This window comes from Solidesulfovibrio aerotolerans (genome assembly GCF_009856865.1).
In the GTDB taxonomy this organism is placed as follows: Bacteria; Desulfobacterota; Desulfovibrionia; order Desulfovibrionales; family Desulfovibrionaceae; genus Solidesulfovibrio; species Solidesulfovibrio aerotolerans.
In genome coordinates this window covers 114,196-137,310 of the sequence record NZ_WVUD01000001.1, presented here as the reverse complement: position 1 = coordinate 137,310, position 23,115 = coordinate 114,196, and the positions used below count along the sequence as shown (strand labels likewise).

General features: G+C 66.5%; 16 protein-coding genes. 3 read left to right on the top strand and 13 right to left on the bottom strand.

From position 1 onward, the window contains the following. Nucleotides 1-429 precede the first annotated feature (429 nt). The 7 genes from GTA51_RS00560 to GTA51_RS00530 all read right to left on the bottom strand — a co-directional run bounded on the left by GTA51_RS00560 (nucleotide 430) and on the right by GTA51_RS00530 (nucleotide 9,065). Nucleotides 430-2,817: a PBP1A family penicillin-binding protein gene (locus GTA51_RS00560; RefSeq protein WP_160957803.1), complete on the bottom strand. Its 2,388-nt coding sequence runs from the start codon at nucleotides 2,815-2,817 to the stop codon at nucleotides 430-432. After that, on the bottom strand, nucleotides 2,814-3,416 hold the full coding sequence (locus GTA51_RS00555; protein WP_343039415.1) for a YkgJ family cysteine cluster protein: 603 nt from the start codon (nucleotides 3,414-3,416) through the stop codon (nucleotides 2,814-2,816). Before GTA51_RS00555 ends, GTA51_RS00560 begins: the two co-directional genes overlap by 4 nt. A gap of 282 nt (nucleotides 3,417-3,698) precedes the next feature. Further along, complete coding sequence (locus tag GTA51_RS00550) at nucleotides 3,699-3,953, bottom strand: hypothetical protein (RefSeq protein WP_160957801.1); 255 nt, start codon at nucleotides 3,951-3,953, stop codon at nucleotides 3,699-3,701. Beyond that, on the bottom strand, nucleotides 3,950-4,600 hold the full coding sequence (locus GTA51_RS00545; RefSeq protein ID WP_160957800.1) for a peroxiredoxin: 651 nt from the start codon (nucleotides 4,598-4,600) through the stop codon (nucleotides 3,950-3,952). Before GTA51_RS00545 ends, GTA51_RS00550 begins: the two co-directional genes overlap by 4 nt. 139 nt (nucleotides 4,601-4,739) lie before the next feature. Next, a complete protein-coding gene (locus tag GTA51_RS00540; protein ID WP_160957798.1) occupies nucleotides 4,740-7,391 on the bottom strand; it encodes a [protein-PII] uridylyltransferase family protein in 2,652 nt (883 codons plus the stop codon). Nucleotides 7,392-7,489: 98 nt separating this feature from the next. Further along, nucleotides 7,490-7,828 carry a P-II family nitrogen regulator gene (locus tag GTA51_RS00535; RefSeq protein WP_160957797.1) on the bottom strand — a complete coding sequence of 113 codons (339 nt, stop codon included), beginning with the start codon at nucleotides 7,826-7,828 and terminating at the stop codon, nucleotides 7,490-7,492. Nucleotides 7,829-7,850: 22 nt separating this feature from the next. Next, nucleotides 7,851-9,065 (bottom strand): ammonium transporter, encoded by a 1,215-nt coding sequence (locus tag GTA51_RS00530; protein ID WP_160957795.1) that lies wholly within the window; start codon nucleotides 9,063-9,065, stop codon nucleotides 7,851-7,853. Between the two features lie 267 nt (nucleotides 9,066-9,332). Here GTA51_RS00530 and GTA51_RS00525 point away from each other — a divergent pair, with 267 nt between their 5' ends. Both GTA51_RS00525 and GTA51_RS00520 read left to right on the top strand, forming a co-directional pair. Beyond that, on the top strand, nucleotides 9,333-10,871 hold the full coding sequence (locus tag GTA51_RS00525; protein ID WP_160957794.1) for an ATP-binding response regulator: 1,539 nt from the start codon (nucleotides 9,333-9,335) through the stop codon (nucleotides 10,869-10,871). Next, on the top strand, nucleotides 10,868-11,503 hold the full coding sequence (locus GTA51_RS00520; protein ID WP_160957792.1) for an FkbM family methyltransferase: 636 nt from the start codon (nucleotides 10,868-10,870) through the stop codon (nucleotides 11,501-11,503). Before GTA51_RS00525 ends, GTA51_RS00520 begins: the two co-directional genes overlap by 4 nt. On the opposite strand, the gene GTA51_RS00515 is transcribed toward GTA51_RS00520, so the two are convergent. The 6 genes from GTA51_RS00515 to GTA51_RS00490 form a co-directional block, all read right to left on the bottom strand. Continuing rightward, entirely contained in the window at nucleotides 11,474-12,673 is a 1,200-nt protein-coding gene (locus GTA51_RS00515) for a glycosyltransferase (RefSeq protein WP_160957791.1), read from the bottom strand. The genes GTA51_RS00520 and GTA51_RS00515 overlap by 30 nt on opposite strands. Next, nucleotides 12,670-13,272, bottom strand: a complete 603-nt coding sequence (locus GTA51_RS00510) for a histidine phosphatase family protein (protein WP_160957789.1) — start codon at nucleotides 13,270-13,272, stop codon at nucleotides 12,670-12,672. Before GTA51_RS00510 ends, GTA51_RS00515 begins: the two co-directional genes overlap by 4 nt. Nucleotides 13,273-13,325: 53 nt before the next feature. Next, the gene (locus tag GTA51_RS00505; RefSeq protein WP_160957788.1) at nucleotides 13,326-17,336 is read right to left on the bottom strand and encodes a PAS domain-containing protein; all 4,011 of its coding nucleotides are present in this window, start codon (nucleotides 17,334-17,336) and stop codon (nucleotides 13,326-13,328) included. A gap of 133 nt (nucleotides 17,337-17,469) precedes the next feature. Continuing rightward, nucleotides 17,470-18,585: a glycosyltransferase gene (locus tag GTA51_RS21360; protein ID WP_160957786.1), complete on the bottom strand. Its 1,116-nt coding sequence runs from the start codon at nucleotides 18,583-18,585 to the stop codon at nucleotides 17,470-17,472. Then, a complete protein-coding gene (locus GTA51_RS00495) occupies nucleotides 18,582-19,829 on the bottom strand; it encodes a glycosyltransferase family 4 protein (RefSeq protein WP_160958123.1) in 1,248 nt (415 codons plus the stop codon). Before GTA51_RS00495 ends, GTA51_RS21360 begins: the two co-directional genes overlap by 4 nt. A gap of 179 nt (nucleotides 19,830-20,008) precedes the next feature. Further along, a complete protein-coding gene (locus tag GTA51_RS00490; RefSeq protein ID WP_160957784.1) occupies nucleotides 20,009-21,451 on the bottom strand; it encodes a dihydrolipoyl dehydrogenase family protein in 1,443 nt (480 codons plus the stop codon). A gap of 122 nt (nucleotides 21,452-21,573) precedes the next feature. Here GTA51_RS00490 and GTA51_RS00485 point away from each other — a divergent pair, with 122 nt between their 5' ends. Beyond that, entirely contained in the window at nucleotides 21,574-22,908 is a 1,335-nt protein-coding gene (locus GTA51_RS00485) for a dihydrolipoyl dehydrogenase family protein (protein WP_160957782.1), read from the top strand. Nucleotides 22,909-23,115: the final 207 nt, after the last annotated feature.

The following is a 23,115-nucleotide window of genomic DNA, read 5'->3' as shown; positions in this document are numbered from 1 at the left end:
CGCTGGCTGCACAGTCTTCAAACAATTCGGCGACAGCCCCGGGCGAAAGAGAGGAGAAGGCAGAAGATGCCTCCGGCGGCCAAAGGGCTGAACCCTTTGGAATCCCACTTGAAGACAAGGGGTTAAGGGGGAACGGCGTCGCCGCGCAGGGAGGCGGAGAAGCGGGAGAAGGCAGAAGATGCCTCCGGCGGCCGGGGGGATGATCCCCCCGGACCCCCCGACTGGAGAAGTTTTTAGGGGGTTCTTGGCGTTGGCGGGATACCGGCCTGGACAGCCGACGAAGGTGTTTGACGTAAGCCACCGTTGCTCGGGCGGCCAATCCGGGCCAACCGGGCCAAAGACAGGCCTGCCCCAGGCAAAACGCCGCCGCCAAAGGAGTCTCCCTGGCGGCGGCGTCAAATAACGGAGCGGCAAAAGCAGCGCAACGGCCTAGAACATCTGCTTGAGCAGATCCTCGCTCTTGCCCAGCGGCGCGTTGGGATCGGTCAAAAAGGCTTTTTCCTGCTCCTCGTCCATGATGGCCATGGAGCCCTTCTCGGTGCCTTCCTTAAAGGCCATGGGGACGCCGTCCACAGTGCCCATAAAGATGCCCGGCGGCCGCGAAAAGTCTTCCACCGGGTAGTCCTCTTCCACGGCCTTGCGGTAGGAAAGCCAGATGGGCAGCGAGGCCCGACCGCCGGTTTCGCCCTTGCCCATGGACTTGGGCTGATCGTAGCCGACATAACAACCGGTCAGCAGATAGGGCGTAAAGCCCATGAACCAGGCGTCCTGGAAATCGTTGGTGGTGCCGGTTTTGCCGGCAATGGGCCGGTTTAGGACCTTGGCCGCCGTGGCTGTGCCGGCCCGCACCACTTCTTTGAGCAGGGAGTCCATGACGTAGGCGGTCTGTGGGGAGATGACCTGCTTGATTTCAGGCTTGTTCACCCAGACTTCCTCGCCCCAGGGGCTTTTGACGTCCAGGACAAACCGGGGGTTTATGGTGGAACCGTCCCGGGCAAAGGCGGAATAGGCCCGGATCATGTCCAGGATGTTGACGGCCACAGCCCCCAGGCTCACCGGCAAAAACGGCACGAACTCGCCGCGAAGCCCCAAGGCCTGGGCCCGCTCCACGATCTTTTTCATGCCCACCTGCTGGGCCACGCGCACGGTGACGAGGTTTTTGGATTTGGCCAGGGCGGCCCGGATGCTCATGGGGCCGTCGTGCCCGCCCTCATAGTTGCCCGGACTCCAGACCTGCTTGCTCCAGGGATCGACGTAGGAAAACGGACCGTCCACCACCACCGTGGCCGGGGTCATGCCGTTGTCCATGGCCACGGAATACACGATAGGCTTAAACGACGAACCGGGCTGGCGAAAAGACTGGGTGGCCCGGTTGAACTGGCTTTTTTCAAAGGAGAAGCCGCCGACGCAGGCCAGCACCTCGCCGGTGCGCGGGTCCATGGACACGATGGCCCCTTCGATATGCGGCTCCAGCTGCATGGCCAGACGCCACATGGGCCGGCCGGCTTTGGCCGGGGCGGCTGGTGCGGCCGGCGGGGGCGTCGGGGCGGCCTTGGTCTTCTTGCCGGCCTGGGCCTCGGCTGGCTTGGCGGCGGCGGGTTTTTCCGCACCGCCCTTGTCCGGTATGGCGGTGACCGACGCCCAGACCAGATCGCCCGCCTCCACCTTGCCCTTGGCCCAGCTCATGTCCTCGGCCGGGATCAGGCCGTACTTGTCGCCAAAGCGCACGACGGCACCTGCCGGCCCGACTTCCTGCACCAGGGCCTTGAGCCAGCGGCCCGGAACCAACAGCGCCTCCGGCACGTTGGAACGCTCGTAAAATTCCTCGTACTTGTCCTTGTCCAGCTTCTCCAGGCTCGGCTTGAAGCCGCGCCGCTTCTCCGAGGCCACCAGCCCTTCGCGCAAGGCCCGCTCGGCCGCCTCCTGGTGCTTGAGGTCAACAGCCGAATGGACGTGCAGGCCGCCGTTATAGACCTGATCTTCGCCAAAACGGTCGATCAGTTCCCGGCGCACCTCTTCCAGGTAAAACGGAGCCACTTCCCAGGACGGATCGGCCATGCTCTTAAAGACCAGCGGTTCGGCCACGGCGGCGTCGTGTTGGGCTTGGGTGATCCAGTTCTGGGCCAGCATGCGGCCCAGGACGTATTTTTGCCGGCTCTTGGAGGAATCGAAATCGCGAAACGGGCTGTAGCGGCTGGGGGCCTGGGGCAGGCCGGCGAGCAAGGCCGCCTGGGCAATGGTCAGGTCGCCGACGTGGACGCCGAAATAGGTGCGCGCCGCCGCCTCGACCCCGTAGGCCCGGGAGCCCAGATAGATCTGATTGAGGTAGATGGTGAGGATTTCGTCCTTGGTCAGGTACTTTTCCAGGCGGTAGGCCAAGATGGCCTCTTTGATCTTTCGGGTATAGCTTTTTTCCGAGGACAACAGCAGGCGCTTTATGATCTGCTGGGTGATGGTGGAGCCGCCCTGCTTGCGGCTGCCCTTTTGCAGATTTTTAAACATGGCCCGGACAATGGCCGAAGGGTCCACGCCTTCATGTTGGTAAAAGGTGGCATCTTCGGCGGCCAGAAAGGCTTTGGGCAAAAAATCGGGCATTTCCGAAAGCGTCACCAGGAAGCGCTTTTCGGAATAGAGGTAGCCGAGCACCTTGTTGTCGCGGGTGTAGATGGTAGTGACCAGGGGCGGACGGTAGTCGGTGATCTTGCGAAAGCTCGGCAGATCGTTGGAGGCCCAGTAATACAGGCCCACGCCGCCGGCCAGACCGCAGATAAGGCCAACGAAAACCAAAATCGCCGAAAGGATGAGGAACTTTTTCACGGGCGAAATCTCACAAGGGAGGGAGTGACAAAGGGCATGCCTTCCTTCGGGGGCAGCCCCCAGGCCAGGCGTAATCGGCCATGCAGCTCGCGCACGCCGGCCTCGGAGTAGTCCAGCAGGGCCAGCATTCGGTGCACGGTGCGGCCCTGGCGGTGGATCAGGCAATCCGGGGAGGCAAACGCCGTCACCCGTGCCCCGGCCAGCCAGAACGGGAAGAGGCGGCAATAATACGGACGCACCGGGCTTGGCAAGCTGCATCCATCAGCCCGCAAAAACACGCAATTTCCAGCGCTATCCACGGACAGGCGCAGATGCTGCCCGCCATCGGGAAAAAGCCGGGCCAGCGTGTCCCGGTCGCGGGGGAAAAGCCGGGCCAGATTGGCCACAAAAGCCCTGGAATTGGCCTGGGGCGTAAACGCGCCGCGGACCAGGCCCACCTGCTCGACAATGCGGGTGCGCTCCATGTCAGAGACAGGGAAGCACAGTTCCTCCTGCCCCGGCGAGAGCGTGCAGCAGGTGGGACCGGCGGCGGCGCATTGGCCGCACAGCGCCCCACCAGACGGCAAACCGCCCGGCAGTGTCAACAGATCGGCATTCACGGCGACCTCCCGGGCCGCCGAAACCACCAGGGGTACATGCCCCTGGCCAGCCGGCCTCCCATCGCACCATAGTCCGGCCCGGGGCGGGCGTAAAGGGCCGCGCCCGCCCCGGGACCGGTCCTGCGTAAGAACGCGGTGGCGACAACCGGCTGCAACCGGACACGTTCGCCCGGGACCAGTCCGGCTCAAGAGCGCGGTGGAGCCAACCGGCTGCACGCAGGCCGCGCCCGCCCGGAATCGGTCCCGCTTGAGACGCGGCCGGCCAGCAGCGGGCGCGGCGACTTAGCGGGCCAGTTTTTCCCGGCCGTAGTCGGTCACGGCCAGACGGCCGTTGCAATCTTCCAGCAGGCCCAGGTTGACCAGATCGCGCACCATGGGCTGGACCTGGGAAAAATGCCGTACCACGGCCCGACTGATGTCTTCCTCGGTGGCCGGCGGATCGCAGACCCGCAGGATGTCCTTGGCAGACTGGGTGAGCGATCCGTCGGGCTTGACCTGGGGGGTGGCTTCGGCGGCGTCGTACATGTCGGCAGTCATGACAGCTCTCTTTTGCAAAAATACCAATCCGGGCAGTTCGGACCGGCGGCCTGGGCCTGTTCTTCGGCCATGGCCTGGGTTCGCGGCGGCGGCGCCAGCACGCCGTCACCGGGTTTCCAGCCGGCGGGGGTGGCCACGCCATGGGCGTCGGTGGCCTGAAGCGCCGCGACAAGGCGCACGATTTCCGCAACGTTGCGTCCCGTGGTCATGGGATAGGCCATAAACGCCCGGACAAACTGCCGGTCGTCGATGACAAAAACCATTCGGGCAGGCTCGGTGGGCGATTCGGCCGGCATGGTCATGCCGTAGCGTCTGGCCATCTCGCCGGTGGTGTCGGCGATAAGGGGAAAATCGATGGCAACATCGAATTTCTCCCGAAGCGAGCGCACCCAGGCGATGTGCGAGAAGATGGAATCGACCGAAAGGCCGAGCAACTCACAGTGCATGGCCCGCAGCGTCTCGCGCACCCCGGCAAAGGCCACCAGTTCCGAGGCGCAGACCGGCGTAAAATCCGCCGGATGGGAAAAAAGCACCAGCCAGCTTCCCCGGAAGTCTTCCAACCGCAGGATGCCGTGGGTGGTTTCGGCCTCAAAATCCGGGGCCGGATCGCCGATGCGCGGAACGCTAACGCAAGCGTGGTCGGTCATGCAGGCTCCTTGTCGGCTGCGGCACACTGCCGCAGCCCGGCTCTCACAACCCTTTTATTGCCGCTTCGACGCGGCGCGTCAAGCACCGCCACCACGACGCGTCGGTTAAAAACAGAAGATTGCGGCCCATTTGCGGAAACTAGCCCGTGGCGCACAAGGGCTCGGCCAGGCGGTGCAGCAAGGCCGCCTTGATCTCGTCGGCCTGCTCCTGGTCTTCAATGCGCCGCCCGTTAAGACCACGCACGTAAAACACGTCGCGCACCCGGCCGGCCGGGGTCATGACCTTGGCCAGATGCGTCTCCAGATGCAGTTCGGCCAGGGTTCGCGCGATGTCGTATAAAAGCCCCACCCGGTCGTCGCAGGAGATGTCGATAATCGTGTAGAGATCGGACGCCTTATTATTGAGGGCAACCGTAGGCGGCGATTTGGGACCGGCCGGAACCGTGGCCGATGCAAACGAAGCACGCTTCTGGGCCAGCCGGTAGGCCAGAAAAAGCTTGCCCGAGAGGGCGTAGCGCACGGCCCGGGCGACCCGGGCAAAAACCTCGTCGCTATACAGCACATCCGGCGGATTGCCGGTGCGAAGGGCCAGGATGCTCACACCATCCTCCCATTGAAAGATATCGGCGTCATGGATGGAGAGGTCGTGCAGGGCCAGGACGCCGGTGACGGTGGGAAACAGTTCGCGCACCCGCCGGGCCGCCACGGTGACGGCAAAGCCCTCGCCGCTCGGCAGGGGCTGTTGGGTCAACGCGGCCACATCCCGCCCGGCCCGCTCAACCGGCCGCATGCGCCGGTCCTCGGCGACGGTGGCGTCAAGCTCGGCCAGCAGATCGAGATGGCCGAGAATCGCCTCCACCGGCTGGCTGACCAGATAGCGCGGCGGCATGGCCAACAGCATCTGCTCCAGGGCCTCGGGGGTAAAGCGGTCCCGGGCCATTTCCCGCAGCCGGTCGCGGGTGGCCAGCATGACCCGGGCATCCCCGGCGTCGAAAAGCCGCCCCTGCTCGATGGCAGCGCGCACCTTGGCGGCCAGATCGTAGACCAGGCTTTCCTTCCAGCCCGTCCAGGCCTGGGGACCGGTGGCCAACCCGTCGCAGCGGGCAATAAGGACCAGCATGTCGAGGGTTTCCACGGTGGCGATGCGGCCCGCCGCCCGGGCCACGATGTCCCGGTCGGCCAGATCGCGGCCGGTGGCGGTTTCCGGCAGGATAAGATGCTCGCGCACCAAGGCGGCAATGGCATGGCGGGCTTCAGCCGGGGCCGAGAGCCGGGCCAGCATGTCCTCGGCCAGTTGCGCCCCTTTTTCGGCGTGCCCGCCCCCCAGCCCCTTGCCCACATCGTGGAGCAACAGCCCCCAGTAGAGCAGTTCCGGCCGGGCCAGACCGGCGAGCAGATCCCTGGCCCGGTCCGGGCCGCCAACACGGATTTCGGTTAAAAGGCGCACCGCCTCCAGGCTGTGCCGGCCCACGGGATGGACGTGGTAGACATCATAGGCCACCAAATCCTCGACCCGGGCGAATTCCGGCAGCACGGCCCGCAGGATGCCGGTGGCCATGACCGCGTCCATGGCCACGCCGGACACGTCGGCGGCCATGATCTCTCCCAGGCTGTCATAGATGAGACGTCCGGTACGCGGCGACACCCCGGCCAGCCGGCCAAGTTCCGGTGCCATGGCCCGCAGCCGGCGCAGGGTGTCGTGGGAGGGCGGCCGGCCGGTTGTGGCGCAGGCCGCAAACAGCGGGAAAATCAGTTCCCTGGCGGCCGTATCCGAGACGTGCGCCGCAAAACGCAGGCCCTCGGGCGCTTCTTCGATACCCGGGGCGAGGAGCTTGGCCGGGGCGGCCAGATCGATGGCCCCCACCCCGCCGGCCAGCAGCGGCCAGACCGACAGGCGCAGGGCCTTGATATCGGCCATGCGCCGCAGCAACTGGGCCAAAAAGCGTTCCACGCCCGCCCGGTCGCCCTTGGGGCCAAACCCCATGGCCTCGGCCACGCGCTCCTGAAATTCAAAATACAATTTGTCGTTTTTGCGACCGCAAAAGCGGTGCAGATGCATCCGGGCCGTGAGCACGAACCGGGCGTCAGCGTCAAGCGCCGCCAGATCGTCGGCCAGCACCCGGCAATCCTCGTCGCCGCACGGGTCCAGGCGCAGCAGCCATCGGACCTGCTGCCAGTCGCGAAGTCCGCCCAGGCCGTTTTTCAGATTGGGTTCGAGCATGCCGCCGGCATCGCCGTAGGAGCGGCCCCGGGCCGCGTTGCCCGTGGCCAGCCAGTCGGCCAAGCCGGCAGCGTGGACCGGGAAGACCTCGCGGGCAAGCCGCTCGGCCAGGAGTTGCGTCACCGCTGCATCGCCGGCCAGAAAGCGCAGATCAATCAGGGAAGCCAGCACCTTGGGGTCTTGGCCGGCCAGATCGAGGCATTGGCCGACGGTGCGCACGCCATGGCCGAGTTCCACGCCCAGATCCCACAAGGGGAAAAAAAGGAACCGGGCCAGTTCCGGGGCCGTCTGCGGCGCTGTTTCGCCGTAGAGCACCAGCACATCGATGTCCGAGGCCGGGCACAATTCCCGGCGGCCGTAGCCGCCAACTGCGGCCAGGGCGAAATCGGCCGGGTTGCCTGTCTCAGCCTGATATTCGGCCAGCCGTTCCCGGAAATACCGGTCGTAGACGTCGGCCAGGGCGGCCACATAGGCCACGTCCACCTGCCCGGCGGCCAGGGCGGCGTCGCACAGGGCCTTGCCCTCGACCAGCATGGCAGCGCTTGGCGGCCTGTCGCTAACGGACTGCATGGGGCGTACTCCCGGACAATTAAACAACCGGGAAGGAGGCTTCCCCCCTTCCCGGTTGTTCTGAGCGTTTGCTGCGCGCGGGGACACCGCGCCACATATTAGACAGCGGCGTTGCCGGTCTCGCCAGTGCGGATGCGGATGACCTCGTCAATGGTGGAGACGAAGATCTTGCCGTCACCGACTTCACCGGTCTGGGCAGCGGCCTGGATGCCCTTGATGACCTCGGCGGCCACGGCGTCCTCGACCACCAGTTCCATCTTGACCTTGGGCACGAAATCGACCTGATATTCGGCGCCCCGGTAGACTTCGGTATGCCCGCGCTGGCGGCCAAAGCCCTTGACCTCGGAGACGGTCATGCCCTTGATGCCCAGCGTGGTCAGTTTTTCCTTGATCTCGTCAAGCTTATACGGACGGGTGATAACTTCGATCTTTTTCATGATGACGCGCTCCTTTCCTACCCTAGAGCTGGTAGCCGACTTCGCTGTGCTGGCTGACATCCAGCCCCTTGTTCTCGTCTTCCTGGCTTACCCGAATACCGACCAGCACGTCCACGACTTTGAAAAGGATCAGCGTCATGACGAAGCAGAAGGCCCAGGTGGCGACCACGGAGACAAACTGGATCCACAGCTGCTCGGGATTGCCGTAGAGCAGGCCGTCGTTGCCCAGCTCATTGACGGCCTTGGTGGCGAAAAGGCCGGTGGCCAGCGCGCCGAAGGTGCCGCCAAGGCCGTGGATACCCACCACGTCCAGGGCGTCGTCATACTTGAAGATATTTTTGGCGAGCACGCCACCGTAGCACAACCCGCCGGCGATAAGGCCGATGAGGATGGCCGGCATGGGCTCGACAAAGCCGGCGGCCGGGGTGATGGCGACCAGACCGGCCACGGCACCGGAGGCCATGCCCAGCGTCGTGGGCTTGCCGCGATGGAACCACTCCACCACGATCCAGCTGATGGCGGCAGCAGCGGCGGCCAGATGGGTGGTCACAAAGGCCGAGGCGGCCAGGCCGTTGGCGGCCAGGGCGCTACCGGCGTTAAAGCCGAACCAGCCAAACCAGAGGATGCCGGCACCAAGGACGGTCAGCGGCAGGTTATGCGGAATAAAGGACTGCTTGCCGTAGCCGTGGCGGCGTCCCAGATAGAGGACGGCGGCCAGGGCCGAGGCACCGGAGCTCATGTGGACGACAGCTCCGCCGGCAAAATCCAAGGCACCCATCTTGGCCATCCAGCCGCCGCCCCAGACCCAGTGGGCCATGGGACAGTAGACCAGGAGCAGCCACAGGGTGGTAAAGAGCAGGAAGCCGGAAAATTTGATACGCTCGGCAAAGGCACCGGAGATGAGCGCCGGGGTGATCACAGCAAACATGCACTGAAAGATCATGAAGGCCGAGTGCGGGATGTTGTCAATGCCCTCTTTGGCCGCAGTGCCCACGCCCTTTAAGAACATGAAATCCAGGTTGCCGATGATGCCGCCGACGTCGCCGCCAAAGGCCAGACTGTAGCCGACAATGGCCCACAGGATGGACACGGTGCCAAGCAGGATGTTGGAGTGCATGAGCGTGCCAAGGATGTTCTTGGACCGGACCATGCCGCCGTAAAACAGAGCCAGACCCGGGGTCATGAGCATGACCAGGGCCGCCGAAATGAGCACGAATGCGGTATCTGCCGCGTTCATGGGTTCCCCCCCTCTGATGACGTTTTTGTCGAACTTGCCGTTGCCGTCGTCATGCCCATCCCGGTCGGACAAGGTCAGCCGCAGCCCTCTCCAAGGCCCGGCTTTCCGCCCGGATCGACCTGACGCTTTTCGGACTAATTCAAAGTTCACATTTTTGCAACACTAAAAACACGCTGCCGGCAATGTCCTCGCAAGCCCCCGCCGGCTGGCGGTTTTTCGCAATACGACGTATCCTTGACCAGAGGACCAGTGCACAGGAGGCCTGCCATGCCCGACAAAAACGCCAAAATCCTGGTGGTCGAAGACGACGCGGATGTCCGCCAGTCCGTCTGTGTCTGGCTTGCCCTGACCGGCTACGGCGTGCTCGAAGCGGCCGACGGCCTCCGGGCACTCGAGATTGTTGCGGCCCAGCGCCCCGATGTCGTGCTGCTCGATCTGCGTCTGCCCGCCCTTGACGGGTTCGGGGTCTTAAAGGCCCTGTCCCAGCAAGCCGGCCCGCCGCCGGTCATCGTCATCTCCGGCCAGGACGGCATCGAGGGCGTGATCCAGGCCTTTCGCCTGGGTGCGGCAGACTATCTGCAAAAACCCATCATCAGCTTTGATCTGCTCGGCCATGCCCTGGACGCGGTCCTGGAACGCGAACAACTGTCCCGGGCCGTGCGCTTGGCCCAAAACCGCTATTTCAACCTCGTGCAAAATCTGCCGCTTTTGGTCTTTGTCCTTGGCGACGACCTGGAACTGGCCTTTATCAACAAATTCTGCCGCTCCCTGCTCGGCTTTACCCGGACCGAGGCCCTGGACACCCCCGGGTTTTTCACGGCCCGCATGCATCCCGAAGACCGCGACCGTATTGTCGCCTGCCTGCGCCGCAGCCTGTCCCCCCTGGGCAAAGCCCATACCGAGGAGTGCCGGTTTGTGCACAAAAACGGCGCAACCATCCACGCCCTGCTCCGGGCCATCCCCTCGGCCCACAGTGAGCGCGACGGACAAGCAGCCGCCATCGAGGGCATCCTGGTCGACATCACCGACCGGGTGGAGCTTGAACGGTTTGTGGTCCAGGAGGAAAAGCTCAAGACTCTCGGGGCCATCTCGGCCGAGGTGGCCCATGAAATCAGAAATCCGCTGTTTGCCATTGCCGGCTTCGCCCATCGTCTGCAAGCCCGCATGCCCGAAAATCGCGAGGCCGCCATCATCCTGGCCGAGGCCCGGAGGCTGGAAGACATTCTCGACAAGATCAGCAATTACCTCCACCCCGTGGACCTGCGGCCGCGCCTGTGTTCCCTGCGGGCCATCGTCATCGCCGCCCTGGATTTCCTGGCCCCGGAGTTTGCCGCCCGGGCTGTCACCCCCCGCAGCGAACTGGCCGCCAGCCTGCCGGAACTGCGCCTCGACCCGGATCTGCTCACCCAGGTGGTGGCCTCGCTGGTACGGTTTGCCGTCAGCCGGGTTTCTCCCGGCGGCGACATCCGACTGGCCACCTCGCGCCACTCCCGCTACGCCCACCTGGATGTGGACTTTGTCCCGGGACGCGCCGTCATCGATCCGGAACTGCTCTTTTTGCCCTTCGAGGAAGGCGATGAGCGCCTGGGCCTGCCGCTGGCCTACCGCGTGGTCAAAAACATGGGCGGCTCCTTAACCTTTTCCCAACACGGCGGCGAAGCGGTCTTCACCGTGCAATTGCCCATCGATCCGCTGTCCGAGCCGCCAGAGGATAACGAGGACGACGAGGCGGCCGAGGACGACGCGGCCAACGCCCGGCCCGACCGCCCGGGCACCATTGGTGACTCCGGAGCGGGCCGGCCATGAGCACCGAAGCCTGGATCACGCGTCTTGTGGCCACCCGGCTGCCGGCTGCGCCGGTGGTGGTGGACGGCGGGGCCAACAAGGGCCGGGTGGCCGCCCGGCTGTTAACGGCCCTGCCGAGGGCCCGGCTCCATGCCTTCGAGCCCCAGCCCGAACTGGCCCGCAAGCTGGGCAAACGCTTTACCGATGACGCCCGGGTGACGGTGTATCCCCAGGCCCTGGGCGAGACGGCCGCCGTTTTGCCGCTGACCGTCATGTCGCGCCCCACCCTGTCGTCGCTCTATGCGCCGTCGGGCATCCAGGACAAGTACGCCGATCAGGAACTCGCCGTGACCGAAACCGTGGACGTGCCGGTGGTGCGCCTGGACGCGGTCTTGGACCGGGCCGATGTCATCAAGCTGGATTTGCAGGGCTACGAGTTGCCGGCCCTTCGCGGCGCGGCCGGCCTGCTGTCCGGGGTGCGGGTGGTGGTGGCCGAGACGGCGCTCTATCCGCTTTACGCCGGACAGGCCCTGTTGCCGGAACTTGCGGCCTATCTGGAAGGTTTCGGGCTGGAGCTGGTCGGGGTGTATGATTTTTTCCGGGACGCAGCCGGACGTATCGCCTCAGGGGATGCGCTTTTTCTCAGACGCTAGACCGGCCCCGGTGCCGGCCGCCAGGGTTTCCAGAAACCGGGCCGTCCCCCGGGCTCCGTCCAGATCGATACCCCCCGCAGGCGGCGGCGGTCCGCCAAGTGCCGCAACCATGCGCCCGGCCAGGACCGCCGGGGCCAGATCGGGCGGCCCAAGGACGCCCAAAAGCCCCAATTCGGCCAAGCGCGTGGCCCGCAGCCGCTGCTCCCGGTTCTGGTCAAACGGCGCGACCAGCCCCCGGCAGCCGGCGGCCAAAATACCCATCACCGTGTTGTAGCCGGCCAGACTCACCGACAGATCGGCCGCAGCCAGAATGTCGGCAAAGCCGTCGGTGAACCGGGCCACCCGGGCGTCCGGCAGCCTGCCGGCCGCCGCAGCCAGACCGGCAAAAGCCCCCTCGTCGCAAAACGGCCCGGAAAAAACCCGCACCGCCGCCGCAGACAGCCGTGGCTGCTCCTGGCAGGCGGCCAGGGTCGCGGCCAACACTTCCCAGCCCACCTTGCCGCCGCCGGCCGAAGCCACCAGCAGTTCCTGCCCGGCCGCCACACCAAGCGCCCGGCGCACCGCCGCAACCGACCGGGAGCGGATGGCCGGCGGGGCCACATACCCGGTATGCACCACCGGCACGGCAATGTCGCCGGCCCGGGCAAAGGTGGCCGAGAGCGGAAACAGCCCCGGGTCGGCATGGACGCACACAGCGTCGAAATACCGGGCCAGCCGCTCCAGCACCCGGGCCTCGTAGGCGGATTGATCGGTTTTTTCGACCAGAATGTCGCGCACGCCGCACACGGCGCGGCACGGTCCGAACCGCCCTTCGCGTACAGCGGTCAGGGCCGGGATCAGCTCGAATTCAAAGGCCTTACGGCCAAAGGGATAGAGTTCGACGAAAAAAACGTCCGGGGAAAAGGCGGCCAACGCCTCGAGAAGCCGCCCCCGCCGCGTGGCCTTGGCCGTTTCCAGGGCCGGCCCGGCCAGGGTCAAGGCCCGAAAGTCGGCGTCCATGGCCAGGGGGGGCAGGCGCAGCAAACGGACCCCGGCCGGAAGCGCGGCCGGCGTGTCCGGGCCGCCAAGGATGAGCAGCCGCTTATGCCCGTCCAGGGCGGCCAGGATTTCCAGGGTGCGAAACAGATGCCCCATGCCCAGCACATGCTGGCAGTAGAGGGCGATTCTCACAATGCGGCCGGATCGATGTCGAGCTGGCCAAGGGTCAGGACACCGCCCTGGCACACCACCTGCTGGATGAGGCGGCGGTCAAAGGCCGGCGGTTCGTCCGGCAGATAGGCCCGGCCGAGCAGATGGTAGACCACGGCCTTGACCACGCCCTGATGCGTGACCACCAGCACGTTGCGCCCGGCATTGGCCCGGGCGGCGTCAATGAGGGCGTGTTCGGCCCGGGAGCGCACATCGGCCCGGGATTCGCCACCGTGGGGCTGGAAATGCCAGCCGGCCGCCTCGGCGGCGGCAATGTCGGCGGCCGGGATGTCGCGCCAGTATTTGCCGGTCCATTCGCCGAAATGCTGCTCGCGAAGCCGCCGGTCCAGGGTCACCGGCAGGCGCAGGACGCGATTTAGGATGCCGGCCGTGGACTTGGCCCGGCCGAGATCGCTGGCCAGAATGCGGGACAGGGCCAGCCCGGCGAGCTGCGGGGCCAGGATTTCGCACGCGGCCAGACCGGCCGGGGCCAGTTCGCTGTCCCATTGGCCTTGAATGCGCCGCTCCAGGTTCCACAGGGTCGGGGCGTGGCGCACAAGATAGAAAACGCAGCGCGACATCAGCGTCCATCCTTTGCTCTGGATCGCCCGGCCAGCCTTTGCGGGAAGCCCGCCTACTCCAGCCGGCAGAGAAATTCGCCCATGCCCGTGGCCACGGCCTGACAGGCGTCGGTCAGGGCCGGAGCCAGGGTCCTGACCAGCTCCACATCACCGGCCGCAGCGGCCAGTTCGGCTTCGGCGGCCAGTGTGCGCATGGCCCCGGCCCCGAACATGGCGGCATTGCCCTTCAGGGTATGGGCCACGCGTTCGCATACGGCAAGATCGCCCTGGCCCATGGCGGCGCTTAAGGCTTCAAGCTGCTCCGGCACCGACGAGACGAACTCCCGCCCGACCCGGGTAAGGAGCCCGACCTTGCCCCGGTAGAGCGCAGCCAAGGCGTCGGTGTCGATGATCGGGCCAAGGCGGGCCGCATCGCAGGGGAGCGCCCCCACCGGAGGCCGGCCGCGCCGGGCCAGCACCCGGGCCACCACCGTAAAAAACAGCTCCACGTCGATGGGCTTTATGATGTAGTCGTCAAAACCGGCGGCCAGGAAACGCTCGCGCTCCTGATCCATGGCGTAGGCCGACAACCCCACCACCGGCAAGCCCGGATCGATGTCCATGTGGCCGGCCCGGATGGCCCGGGTGGCGGCCAGCCCGTCCATCACCGGCATCTGGATATCCATAAGAACCACATCCACGGCGTGGGCGGCCAAGTATTCCAGGGCCACCCGGCCGTTTTCCGCCAGAATCACTTCATGACCCCGGCTTTCCAGCAGATCCGAAGCAAAAATACGGTTGACCCGGTTATCCTCCACCAGCAGGATGCGCAGGCTCGGCGGCAGTTCGCGCCGGGGCACGGCAAAGGGGTCGAAACGCACCCCGGGCCCCACGGCCGGAGCCAGTTCAAAGGGACAGTCCAGCCAGAAAACGCTGCCCTTGCCCGGCACGCTGTCCACGAACACCCCGCCGCTCATAAGCCCGGCCAGCCGGCGGCAGATGGCCAGCCCCAGGCCCGTGCCGGCCTGCCGCTTGGTCAGCCCGCCGTCCACCTGGGTGAAGCTGTCAAAGATGGTGGCCAACTGCTCGCCGGGGATGCCGACACCGGTATCGACGACGGAAAAACGCAGCACCGCCCGCTCCCCACCCCCCCCCGGCACCGGGTCGCGCTCAAGGACGGTGGCTCGCAGGGACACGCTGCCCTGCTCGGTGTATTTCACGGCGTTGTTGACCAGATTGCGCAGGATCTGGCGCAGGCGCAAACCGTCGCCGCGCACATTTTTCGGCAACTCCGCACACAATTCCAGCCCCAGCCGCAGGCCCTTGTCCCGGGCCAGCACTTCCTGCTCCTTGACCACGGCGTCCAGACAGCGCGGCAGATCGAAGGACTCGGCCTTGATCTCCAGCCGGCCGGCCTCGATCTTGGAATAGTCCAAAATGTCATTGATGATGGAGAGCAGCGTGGAAGCGGACTCCTCAACCACGGCCAGGCGTTCGCGCTGCCGGGGTTCCAGGCGGTCGCGCAGCATGAGCTGGACGTAGCCGAGCACGGCATTAAGCGGCGTTCGGATCTCGTGGCTCATGTTGGCCAGAAAAGCGCCCTTGGCCTGGCTGGCGGCTTCGGCCCGCTCCAGGGCGGCGGCCAGTTCGGCTTCGAGCTTTTTGCCGGCCGTGACGTCGCGCACGATTTCGACCACGGCCGTCACCGCCCCGGTCGCATCCAGCAGGGGATAACAGAAAAGCTCCACCCAGCCGCTGGAATCGGCCGGATCGTCCTTGTGCACGACGCCAATGGCCAGCTTGCGGGTGGCCATGGCCCGCAGCGACGGGCAGTCCGGGCACGGTGCCGGCAGGCCGTGGTAGATTTCGTGGCAGCGCTGCCCGTCCAGGTCGCCCCGGCCGGCATACATGGCCCGCAGCGCCCTGTTGGCCGAAAGAACGACCATATCCGGGGACAGGACGCTCACGCCGTCCTGGATGCCGGCCAGGACGACATCAAGAAAGCTTTCCCGACTGCGCAGGGCCTCTTCCAGTTCTTCCCGGCGGCTGGTTTCCAGGGCCAACTGGCGGCTTACGCGACTGCTTTCGGCGGTCCGGGCCGCCAAGGACATTTCCAGTTCGTCGCGTACCCGCTTCGCCGCCGCTTCGACCCGCTTGCGTTCGGTGACGTCCAACACCACGCCGACAATGCCGCTTTCGGCCCCGGCCTCGCCCGCGTCCTGGCCAACCACGGTCTTGTGCATTTCCAGGGTGCGGGGACCGGCCAGACCGGCCACCACCGCCTCGACAATCTGGCCGCCGCCCCGGGCCAGCAGGGCCTGATCGCCCTCCTCGCATTCCCGGGCGAAATCAAATTGCGACACCAGGGCGTCCAGGGAACCGCCGGGCGACTGCCCGCAGGGCATGCCGAGCAGGCGCTCGAAGGCCCGGTTGCAGCCGGTGTAGCGCCCGGCCGCGTCTTTGAAAAAAACCGGCAGGGGCAGGGCTTCGAGCATGGCCCGGGAAAGGTCGTGCTGCTGGCGCAACCGGGCCTCGGCCAGCTTGCGCGAGGTGATGTCGCGGCCAACAGCCTGATATTCGACCAGTTCGCCGGCAGCATCAAAAATGGCCCGATGGGTCCAGCGCTGCCAGCGGATGCGGCCGTCGGGGCGCAACACCCGATGCTCGAACCCGGTGGTCGGGCGATGGGGACACAACGCGGCAATGCGCCGGGCCATCACCGCCGCATCCTCGGCATGGATTTCGGGCTGAAAATTCTCCTGCACGCAGGCCTCGGGACTCTTGCTCCAGTAGCGGGCGAAGGCGGCGTTGACAAACGTCAGGCGGCCGGAAGGGGCAAAGCGGCAGATCAGTTCGGTCTGGTGCTCGACAATGGACCGGTAGCCGGTTTCGTCGGCGACCAGGGATTCGGGGGGGACACCCACGGGAAAATCGGCGCAGGAGCCTTCGAGGAGCGTGGGCGTCCCCACGGCGTCGCGCACGGCCCGCATGACGCAGTAGACGCGCTTGGCGCTGCCGTCGCGGCCAAGCGCCTGGGTTTCAAAAGCCACGGCGTCAGGCTGGGACAGGGCACGCACGAGGGTCTCGCGGCGCTCCGGCCCGTCCAGGCGCAGGGGATGGGCGCTTTGCCGGGACTGGCGCAGACAGTCGGCCACGTCCCGGTAGCCGAAAAGCCGGGCCAGGGTCGTGTTGGCGGCCACCAGCCGGCCCTTCAGATCGAGACGGAAAAGCCCCTGGGAGGCACTGTCGTAAAGGTCGCGGTAGCGCTCGGCCTGCTCGCGAAGGCGCGTGGCCTCGGCATCGGCCAGGATGTGGGCCAGGGCGGCGGCCACGTCGGTCCAGGTGAGAAGCCCCAGCAGATAGCCGGCCGGATCGGTGACGGCCAGGCGTCCCGCGCCCGCGCCGTCCATGCCGGCCAAACCCTCGGCCAGACGCAACTGGGGAGACACCACGGCCACCGGAGCGCGCATGACCGCGTCCACCAGCACATCTTCGACAACCGTGCCGCCGGCCAACAGACGCACGGCGTCGCGGGCGGTGAACATGCCGCGCGGCTTGTCGTCTTCGGTGACCACCACGCCGCCCACGCCCATGCGCACCATGCGGCCGAGCACTGCGGTCAGCTTTTCGCCGACCGCCCCCGTGACCACGGACCGGGCCATGACGCTGGCCACGGTTCGGTCGGCCAACTCGTCGTTTGCACCGCACAACCGGGCCACGTGATACGGTGCCAGCATGCCGAGCGCCCGGCCGGTGGCATCCACCACGGCCAGACGCCGCGACGGCGCAGCCAGCAGATGGCGCAAGGCGGCTGGAAGAAAGTCGCTGGCCGGGGAAACGGCCACCGGGTCCATGACATCGCGCACGGCCAGATGGGTGGCCTGAACGGGGTTGCGGCACAGCACCCGGGCCAAGCCCCGGGTGGTGACCACGCCGAGCGGCCGGCCGCCGTCCAGCACCAGGGCCTCGCCGACCCCGGCCCCGAGCAAAGCTTCGGCTGCCTGGGCGGCCGTGGTCCACAGCCCCAGGGTGAGCAGCGTTGCCGGCGGCAGATCGCGCAGCGGCGTTTCGTGCAATTTGGCCATCAAGGCTCCCGCCTGCCCCAACAGGCAGTTCCGTCCGTTGGCCGGGGTTGCCCTCGGTCCCTCAAAATAGCGTACAGCCGTGCAACGTTGCGGATTTTTACCACACCCCCGCCGGGTTGGGCCAGGGCCTTTTTCACCCCTGCCCGGCGAGGCGCCGCAGCATCCCGGCCACAGCCCCGTAATTGCGGGAGCGGTCATGGTGCTCGCGCACGCTGGCCCGGGCCGCCTCGCCCAGTCCCAGGCGACGTTCCCGATCCCCGAGAAGCGCCGCCACAGCCTCACCGTACGCGGCGTCGTCGCCCGGAGGGGTCAGCAGTCCGGTGTGCCCGTCCTGAACCACTTCGGGTACGCCGCCGTCGGCCAGGGCCACCACCGGCAGCCCGGCAGCCTGGGCTTCGAGATAGACCATGCCCAGCGACTCCCGGATGCCCGGAAAAGCGAATACGTCCCCGGCGCTGAAAACGGCCCCCAGTTGTTCCCGGGGCACGCGCCCCAAAAAGCGATGCCGTCCCGGCAGCTCCTTGGCGGCCAGGGCTGTGAGCATGTCGCGCATCTCGCCGTCGCCGGCCACCACCAGATAAAAATCCAGCCAGGTCCGGGCCAATTCGCCCAGCCGGGCAAAAAGATAGGCCAGACTCCGGGTCTTGACGTCGTTGCGAAACATGGCCGCCGTGACGATGACCGGCCGCGCGCCCACGCCCCAGTCCTGGCGCAACTGCCGCCGGGCGGCGGCGTCAAAGGCAAAGGCTTCGGGATCAATCCCCGGGCGCACGTAGGCGATTTTTGCCTCGGGCAAAAGCCGGCGCAGGTTTTCCACGTCCAGGCGGCGATTGGAAATCACCAGATCGGCGGCCAGCAGCGAACGACGGTTCAGTTCATAGCCCAGCCGCGTTTTGAGGCTGCGCCGCTGTTTGGTGGAAAAAACGCCCTGAAAGATCACATAAGGGATGCCCAGCTCCCGGGCCACGTAGGGACCGATGACGTCCGGGGATTTGTAATAGGCGTGGTAGGTGAGAAAAGCCTGCGCTTTGGCCCGGGAGGCCGCTTCCAGGGCCTTTCGCCGGGCCAGAAACGCCTGGGGCCAAAGCCGGGGGCGGGCCGAGAGCCAGCGCGACCGGAAACGGCTGGCCACCGTCAGGGCCAGCCCCTTTTCCGCCAGGGCTGCGGCCAGTTCCCGGCCGATGGTGCGATCGCCCGAGGGATCGGGATGATCAAGGGGCTTAAAGGGCGCGTAGAAGGCGACGTTCACAGATTGATCCCGGCCGCGAAGAGGCCCGGCGGCGAGCCGGCGTAACGGGCAAAAATGGCGGCCAGCCGGCGGGTGTTGGCGGCGTTGTCGAAATCCTGGACCACGGCCGCCCGGGCCGCCCCGGTCAGGCGCTCGGCCAGGCCGGCCTCGGTGAGCAGCCGGGCGATGTTGCCGGCCAGGGCCGCAGGCTGGTTGGGCGGGCAGGTGAGCCCTGTTTCCTCGTTGCGGGCCAGCTCCGGCAGGGCCGAAACGTCAGTTGCCGCCACAGGCACCCCCATGGCCATGGCTTCCACCACGACATTGGGCACGCCGTCGCGGTCGCCGTTTGGCAACACCCGGCAACCCAGCACAAAGGCATGGGCGCTGCGGTAGAGGTCGAGCACTTTTTCATGGGGCAACGCGCCGTGAAACCGCACCCGCTCGGCCAGACCCAGCCGGGCCGCCAACCCGGCCAGCTCTTCGCGGTCCTCGCCCGCGCCCACCAGATCGTAGGTGAAGTCAAGGCCCTGCCCGGCCAGGATGGCCAAGGCCTCCAGCACCGTATCCAGGCCCTTTTTGGCGGTCAGGCGGGCCACGGAGAGCAGACGGTACGGCGGACCGGCGGCAGGGCGCGCCCCCTGCCCGTCAAACAGCGTCAGGTCGATGCCGTGGTAGACGCCAAAGACCGGCGTGCCGTTTGGCGAGAGCTTTTTTAAATACGACACGTTGGCCATGGTGCAGGTGAGCACGAAGGCGGCCCGGCCGATCTTTTCGGCCAGTCGGGCCGGATTCTGGGTCCAGACATCCTTGGCGTGGCCGGTAAAGCTCACCGGCGCGCCGCTCATAAGCCCGGCAAACACGGCGACGGACGTCGGCGAATGGGCAAAATGGGCGTGCAGATGGGGCGCTTCGCCAGGGCGCAGGGCCTGCTGGCACACAAGGCCGGCCTGGAGCAGATGCTTTATGGTGGCCGATTTGGGCGACTCGATAAAATGGCGCAGCATAAGCCCCGCCGCCCGCAGCCAGCCCCGGGGGTGGGCGCAAAGCGTGCGCCAATTGGCGGCCAGCAACCGTCCCAGGGCCGGCAGGATATATTCCGGCAGATAGACCACCTCGGCCCGGATGCGATCCACCGAGGCGTGGTTAAAATCCTCCCGGGGCTGGCGCATGGACACGATGCGCACCGTAAACCCCAGGCGCTCCAGGAGCAGAATCTCATTGGAAATAAACGTCTCGGAGATCCGCGGATACCCCTTGAGCACCATCACCAGCACCGGCTTGCCACATCCCGTCACAATCGTAATCCATCCCTCGGTAAAAACTTTCCCCTCAAAGGAGCCCGGCCCACCTGAGACACCTTGTTGCAAAGCCCCTTACCCCCTGTCAGGGAGGGTCCGGGAGGGGGTTACCCCCTCCCGGCCGCCGGAGGCATCTCCTGTCTTTCCTACCCGCGATACCCAAACACCAGCCGCAGTATCCGTCGCACCAGCGGCGAGAAGAGTTTCCTCTCCAGCGGCCGGCCGGCGGCGCGTTTGCCGGTTTCGGCCAGGGTCGGGTACGGCAGCGTCGTGCCGGCCAGGGTGGACAGGCCCACCTTGCCGGCCCGGGCCGTCAGCCACTGGGCCAGCAGTTCTCCGGCACCGGCCCCGGCGATGCCAACGCCCAAGAGCCTGCCGCGCCGGCCCAGGACCAGCTTGACCAGCCCGGCTGTCTCGCCGGCGGCCCTGGCCCGGTCGTTGCCGGAAAAAGGCTCGACCACCACGGTATGGGGCAGCCCGGCCGCCTTGGCCGCCTCTTCGGTCAGGCCGGCGGCGGCCAGGGCCGGATCGGTAAAGGCGCAGCGCGGCATAAAGGCGTAATCGACCCGGCGTGGCAGTCGAAAGACCGCCCCGGCCAGCACCACGCCGCCCTCGTAGCCGGCGGCGTGGGTAAATTGATGCTCGCCCGTCACATCCCCGGCCCCGAACACGTGGGGCGCGGATGTGCGCAGCCGCGCATCCAGCCCAAGCCCCTTTTGTGTATAGGCAATACCGGCCGCGTCAAGGCCCAGCCCTTCCAGGTTGGCGGTGCGCCCCATGGCCACGAGGATCGCCTCGGCCGCAATTTCCAGACGCTTGCCCGCATCAAGGACGGTCACCGTGCGCAGCCCGGCCGCATCGGGTCCGGCCACCGATTCGACCGTCGTGCCCAGACGCACGTCCACGCCGTCAGCGGTCAGGCCCGCCGCCACGACAGCGGCCAGATCAGCGTCCTCGCGGGACAGCAGTTGCCGGCTGCGCTGCACGATGGTCACCCGGCTGCCCAGGCGGGCAAAGGCCTGGCCCATCTCCACGGCAATGGCCCCACCGCCAAGGATTATGAGCGAGGCCGGCAGCTTTTCCAGCGAAAACAGTTCCCGGTTGGTCAGAAACCCGGCCTCGGCCAGCCCCGGAATGTCGGGCACGGCCGCCCGCGAGCCGGTGGCGATGACAAAGCGGTCGGCCGTTATCCGCCGGCCGTCAAGCTCCAGGGCATGGTCATCAACGAAGTGGGCCTGCCCGAAATGCACCTCGGCCCCCAGCCGGCGAAACCGGTCCGGCGCATCATGGGCCTGGATGCCGGCAATGACGCCCGTGATGCGCTGGCGCACGGCCGCAAAATCCACCGGAGCGGTTTGCATGGCCGGCAGCCCGAAATCCGTGGCCCGGCCGGCCAGATGGCGCACCCGGGCCGTTTCAATGAGGGTTTTACTTGGCACGCAGCCATAATGCAGGCAGTCGCCGCCAAGGGCGCCCTCGCTCTCGACCAGGAGCACCCGCACACCCAGGCGCGCCGCCCCGGCCGTAACCGTCAACCCGGCCGCACCGCCGCCCAAAACCACCAGATCGTACTCGCCCCGCTGTCCCATGCCGCCTCCTTTTTGCCAAATTACACCGGCCCCCCTATGGCGATCGCACAAATCATGGTAACGGAAAAATACTGAAAGCCAAACCGCTGCGGCGCCCGCGCCCGGCCTATGAGGAAATTTGTATGACAAGCTCTTACGATCTGGCCATCATCGGTGGCGGCCCGGCCTGCGGCCCGGCGGCCAGACGTTGCCGCCAAGCCGGCTGGTCCGTGGCTATCTTTGAATCCGGCCTTTTGGGCGGCGTGTGCCCGCACACCGGCTGCAATCCCAAAAAGGTGCTCATGGGACCGGCCGAGGCCGTGGGCATGGCCCGCCATCTGGCCGGCAAGGGCCTCACCGGCGAGCCGCAGCCCGACTGGCCGGCCATGGCGGCCTTTACCCGAACCTTTATTGACCCCGTGGCCCCGTGGCTGGCCGAAGACTACCGCAAGGCCGACATCGAGGTGATCCACGCCCGGGCCGCCTTTACCGGCCCCAATACCTTGCGCGCCGGCAACACGGACATTGCCGCCAAAAAAATCCTTCTCGCCGTGGGCGCAACCCATCGGCGCTTTGACTTCCCCGGGGTCGAACACCTGGCCACCAGCGACGATTTCCTGGCCCTTCAAAAGCTCCCTGCCCGCCTTGTTTTTATCGGCGGCGGGTTTGTGGCTTTTGAACTGGCCCATCTGGCGGCGGTGTGCGGCGCGCGGGCCACCATCCTCACCCACGGGGACGCCACCCTTCGCCGCTTTGACGCCGACGCCGTGGCCCGTCTGGTCGCGGCCACCCGGGCCATGGGCATCGCTGTGCATACCAACGCCCCGGTGACGCGCATCGACAAGGAGGCGCACGGCCTGTGTTTAAGCGTCCCCGACCTGGAGATTGCCGCCGATATGGTGGTCAACGCCGCCGGCCGGCCGCCGCACATACGGGGTCTGGCCCTTGATCTGGCCAATGTTGCCGCCGGCCCGGCCGGCATCCGCGTCAACGAATTCCTGCAAAGTATTACCAACCCCGCTGTCTACGCCGCCGGGGATTGCCTGGACGCGCCCTATGCCCTGACCCCGACGGCAGACCTGGAAAGCCGCGTGGCCGCCGAAAACATGCTCACCGGCAACACCACGCCCATAAACCGCACCGGCACGCCCAGCGTGCTTTTCACCCAACCGCCCCTGGCCATGGCCGGGCTGACCGAGGCCGACTGCCAGGCACAGGGCATCGCGTATACCAAAAAGGAATACGACTTAAGTGACGCCTTCCCCTGGCAACGCCTGGGCGAGCACCCGGGCTATTCCAAAACCCTTGTCTCGCCGGACACCGACCAGATTCTTGGCGCGCACATCCTCGGCCACGCCGCCGACGAGATCATAAACGTCGTGGCCCTGGCCATGCGCCAGGGGTTGCCGGCCAAGGCCCTTCGCGACGCGATCTGGGCCTATCCGACCTGCGGTTATTATTTGCGGTATATGTTTTAAGGGAGAATCGGGGCGCTGCCCCGAACCCTGCCGGGGGGATGATCCCCCCGGCCCCCCGCGACGGGGGGGCATTGCTTTAAAACGTCGTGGCAATTACCACGAGCTTGCATCTGACGAGGAGGATGGAGCAATGAGCGCCAATACCGTGATCTGGATTGCCGGCCTGATCTGTGTCGCCCTCTACCTCTATGCGCTCACACTGCCGCC